Annotated in this window: 4 protein-coding genes and 1 pseudogene; 3 read left to right on the forward strand and 2 right to left on the reverse strand. The window is 65.3% G+C overall.

Features of this window, described 5'->3' with window-relative positions:
* Positions 1 to 60: 60 nt before the first annotated feature.
* Entirely contained in the window at positions 61 to 1530 is a 1470-nt protein-coding gene (locus tag EN893_RS21750; RefSeq protein ID WP_128361766.1) for a LysM peptidoglycan-binding domain-containing protein, read from the reverse strand.
* A gap of 126 nt (positions 1531 to 1656) precedes the next feature.
* Between EN893_RS21750 and EN893_RS21755 the strand changes: the two genes are divergently transcribed.
* Entirely contained in the window at positions 1657 to 2268 is a 612-nt protein-coding gene (locus EN893_RS21755; RefSeq protein WP_127268242.1) for a TIGR00730 family Rossman fold protein, read from the forward strand.
* A 64-nt stretch (positions 2269 to 2332) separates the two neighbouring features.
* Here EN893_RS21755 and EN893_RS21760 read toward each other — a convergent pair whose 3' ends face one another.
* Positions 2333 to 3241: a LysR substrate-binding domain-containing protein gene (locus EN893_RS21760; RefSeq protein ID WP_206517463.1), complete on the reverse strand. Its 909-nt coding sequence runs from the start codon at positions 3239 to 3241 to the stop codon at positions 2333 to 2335.
* A gap of 108 nt (positions 3242 to 3349) precedes the next feature.
* On the opposite strand from EN893_RS21760, the gene EN893_RS21765 reads away from it, so the two are divergent.
* Together EN893_RS21765 and EN893_RS21770 are read left to right on the forward strand one after the other, a co-directional pair.
* Positions 3350 to 3640, forward strand: coding sequence for a muconolactone Delta-isomerase family protein (locus EN893_RS21765; protein WP_127271666.1), 291 nt, complete (start codon positions 3350 to 3352; stop codon positions 3638 to 3640).
* A gap of 174 nt (positions 3641 to 3814) precedes the next feature.
* Positions 3815 to 4111 (forward strand): annotated as a pseudogene (locus EN893_RS21770) (magnesium transporter CorA); the annotation flags it as partial.
* Positions 4112 to 4127 lie beyond the last annotated feature (16 nt).

Consider the following 4127-nt stretch of genomic DNA (forward strand, 5'->3'; position numbering starts at 1 on the left):
CGACGACCCCTCTGGCCTGCCACCTCCCCCTCAAGGAGGGAGATTGGCCAATCGCCAACCCTACTGCGTCTTGGCCGGCGCTGTCGTTGCCTGCTCGCCCATCGCCTTGAGGTCGGCGGCTTCGCCTTCCTTCGACTTTTCCGGGACCTTGAACACCTGCCCCGGCCAGATGCGGTCGGGATCGCTGATCTGGTCTTGGTTGGCGAGGTAGATGGTCGAGAAGCGCACGCCATGGCCATAGACGCGCCGCGAGATCCGCCACAGCGTGTCGTTGCGGCGGATGATGACGGCGCCGTCGGCATGTTCAAGCTTGGGCGCCACGGTCTCGGGCACGTCGCTCGGCGGCGTCGCCTCCGCCACAACGGCCGGAGCCTCGGTGGCGGGAGCAGGCGTGGCGGCCGGAGCCGTCCCGGCCGCGGCCGGCGCCTCGGCGGCGGCAGGTGCGGCCGGCTTGGGCTGAACGGGCTTCGGCGCCGAGGGTGCCACGGCGGCGACCGCTTCGCCCGGCTCGCGCTCGAACGGCACGGCTGCGCGGGCCACAACTGTCACACCGTCGGTATCGAGGCCGTCGACACGTATTGTGTAGCTGCCGACCGGAATGTCGCGCGCCGCCTCGACCAGGAAATGACCATCCGTCGACGTTTGCGCATCACCGAGCAGGATGTCGTTGGCATAGGCGCGCACCTTGCGGCCGGCATCGGCGAGACCGGCGACAAAGATCTTGCTGCCGTCGATCTCGACCGCCTCGACGACGATCTTGGGCTCGGTCACGCCTGCAACGGGCGGCGTCGCCGGCGCAGGAGCCGGTGCTGCTTCCACCACGGCAGGTGCTGGGGCGGCTGGTGCCGGAGCAGTTGCGGGCGCTTCGGCTGCGGGAGCAGCCGGCGCGGTGGCCTGAGCAGCCGGCTTTGCCGCGGGCGCGGGAACGGTCAGCAATTCGGCCGGCTTGCCCGGCTCCTCGACCATGGCCAGCACCTGGCCGGCCGCATCCTTGGGAACCGAAACCACGGCGGTCTGCACCGAGGGCGTTACGACATCGCCCGTGGTCGCGCGCAGCGCGATCGTATAATCACCGGGCTTCAGCGGATCGTCGAGAATGATAACGAAGGCGCCATCGGGACCAGCGACCGTCGAGCCAAGCACCGTCGAGCCGTTGAGGATCTCGACCTTGGCGTTGGGCGCCGCATTGCCGGCGACGACAATCGAGCCATTGCTTTCGACGCGCACGACATCGAAGGACGGTGCGACCGGACCGGCCGCAGCCGGCGCCGCCGCGTCCGCGGCCGGTGCGGACGGTGCCGTTGCCTGGGGCACCGCGGCGGGAGCCGCAGGGACCTCCGCGGCGGGCAGCCGCGCTTCGGTGCCGGGATCGGCCGATTTTGGCGCTGCGGGCGGCGTCTGCGCCGCCACTTGCGCCGGCGGCGTGGGATTGAGATACGGGTCGAGTGCGCCCGATACATAGGCGGTTCCCGCGGCCGCGACGGTCCCACCCGCCGCGAACAGAAACGCCTTCAGTGGATTAATCGCCATACTTCCCTACCCCTTAGCCACCTAACGCCGGTCTAGCCTGTTTTACCAATACCGACAAGAAAAAGCCCGGACTTGTTAACTCTTGGGGCTTGACCCGGCTTTCAGACCCAATCACCAATCATCGGCATGAACACGATTCGATCCGTCTGCGTCTATTGCGGCTCGTCTCCGGGCCGCGATGAAACCTATATCAAGGCCGGACACCTGCTCGGACGCTCGATTGCCAAAGCGGGACTGCGGCTGGTCTATGGCGGCGGCACCAAGGGCATTATGGGTGCTGTCGCCGAAGGCGCGCTCAAGGCCGGCGGCAAGGTAACGGGCATCATTCCGCGCTTCCTGATCAACAAGGAAGCGAGCGAAACCGCGCTTGACCGGCTCGATGAACTCTTCATCACCGACAACATGCACGAGCGCAAGCACAGGATGTTCGAGAAATCCGACGCCTTTGTGGCGCTGCCGGGCGGGATCGGCACGGTCGAGGAGATCGTCGAGATCATGACCTGGGGGCAGCTTGGCCATCATCGCAAGCCGATCGTCTTCGCCAATGTCAAAGGATTTTGGGATCCGATGCTGGCGTTGCTCGATCACATGGCCGCCGAAGGCTTCATCCACACCGCACAGCGGGTCAAGCCGCTGGTCGTCGACGACCCTGAAGCGATCGTCGCCGCCATCATGGTGGCAGGATCGTCCGTCGATGCTCCGACCGAGGGCGTGCAGTCGGTGATCGACAAAATGTAGGGGAGTAAGAAAATACGGCAGTAAGGCAGTATGTGAATTGCCTGGAGTGTCCTGCCCTACTGCCCTACTGCCCTACTGCCCTACTGCCCTCTTCCTCCGCAGCCTGCCGCAAATCGGCAATCACCGCCCGCCGGTCTTGACGCCGCCAGGCGAGATGGAGTGAAACCGTGCGGTCGAACCACGGCAGGTCGCGAAACACGATCCGCGGCGGCGCAGCGGAACGCAGGCTGGCTTGCACCGTCGCCAGGCCGAGACCTGCGCTGACAAGGCCAAGCGAGGTTAGCGGATCCGCCGTTTCATAGGCGATGTCGGGCAAAAAGCCGGCTTTGGCGCAGGCGGCAAGGAACTGGCCGCGATTGGTGTCGTCCGGCTGGCGCACGACGGTGATCCAGGTGCGACCGTCAAGGTGATGCGGCCCAACCTCTGGTATTTGAACAAGCGGATCATCTTCGGGGATCGCCAGCACCAGCGGCTCATGCCGCAGCGCCATGGCGGCGACATCCGGGTCGTCATCAGGTGGCGGCGAGTAGACAAAGCCCAGATCCAGCGACCGCTGCCGTAGCCCTTCCAACTGCGCCGCCGAACGCAGGCTTCTCAGTTGCAAGTGGAAATCCGGCCGGTCGCGACGGAACTGGCGCAGCATCCCGGCGACAAGCCCGGCATGAACGGCGCCTTCGACATAGCCGATGGCGAGCCGACCGACGGCGCCGCTGGCCAGGTTTCGGCCGAACTCCTCCAAACGTCGCGCACTGGACAGCAGGGCGCGGGCCTCGGTGAGGAAGGCGCGCCCCTCGGCGTTGAGATGGACCCGCTGCTTCGATCTTTCAAAGAGGGAAACACCCAACTGCTCCTCGAGCTGGATGATCTGCCGGCTGAGTGGCGACTGGGAAATATGCAGCATCTCGGCGGCGCGCCCGACATTGCCGGTTTCGGCGACGGTGACGAAATACCTGATCTGGCGCAGGTCGAACATTTTTTCTCCAGGCTCCAGTCCCCCGAGGTCTCAACTTTAGCCTAACCAGTCTTAGACAGTCTGACCAGCGGGAGCGATAGTTCGGCCATCCAACCAAAGCAGACCGCCATGCAGTTCTTTGCCCTTCTCACCCGCAACACCGAAAAATTTGCCGATGCCGATTTCGCTCCGCTTCTGCCCGGCGAAGCCGAACAGCGGCGCACGCTCTATGCCGAAGGCGCGGTACGCCAGGTGTGGAACCGAGGCGACATCCCGGGCAGCGGCATGATGCTCGAAGCCGCCGATGATGCAGAGGTTCGCGGCCATCTCGCCACCTTGCCGCTGGTCAAGGCCGGCATGATGGACATTGCCGCAATCGTGCCCCTCAAGCCCTACCCCGGCTTCGGCCCGAAGCACTGACCGGGGCACAATCCGGGGTGGCGAAGGCGTCACCACCGGATTGACGTGGGTGATCGACAGACCGTGATCGGCTGTCAAGAAACCGTCACACCGAACCGGGTTCGCTCGTGCTAGAAATCAAGGCCAGGCAGCCGCCGTGCGGTGCCATTTCGGAACATGCATCTGGCACCGCCCATGGATATCACTCTCGCCCCGGAAGGCACCGACCTGTCGCCCTACCTGCCCGACGAGCACGGATTGTTCTTCATCTATCATTTCACCGCTGAGGGCGTGCGAACCAGGGACGCCACCGCCGCGCACTGGACATGGCGCAGCTACCAGCTTTCCGACATGCGGGCCCGCCATGAGATCGGCGCCGATCAGGCTTTGCCGGCACCGGTGCGCGAAGCTTTCCTGTCCGCCAGCCATGGCTGCCACATCGACCTCGAGGACGACTGGCTCTATGGCGATCTGCCGGACCTGCGCCATGACTAGTCGGCGGACGCGG

The organism is Mesorhizobium sp. M7A.F.Ca.CA.004.04.2.1, from assembly GCF_004022825.1.
GTDB lineage: Bacteria > Pseudomonadota > Alphaproteobacteria > Rhizobiales > Rhizobiaceae > Mesorhizobium.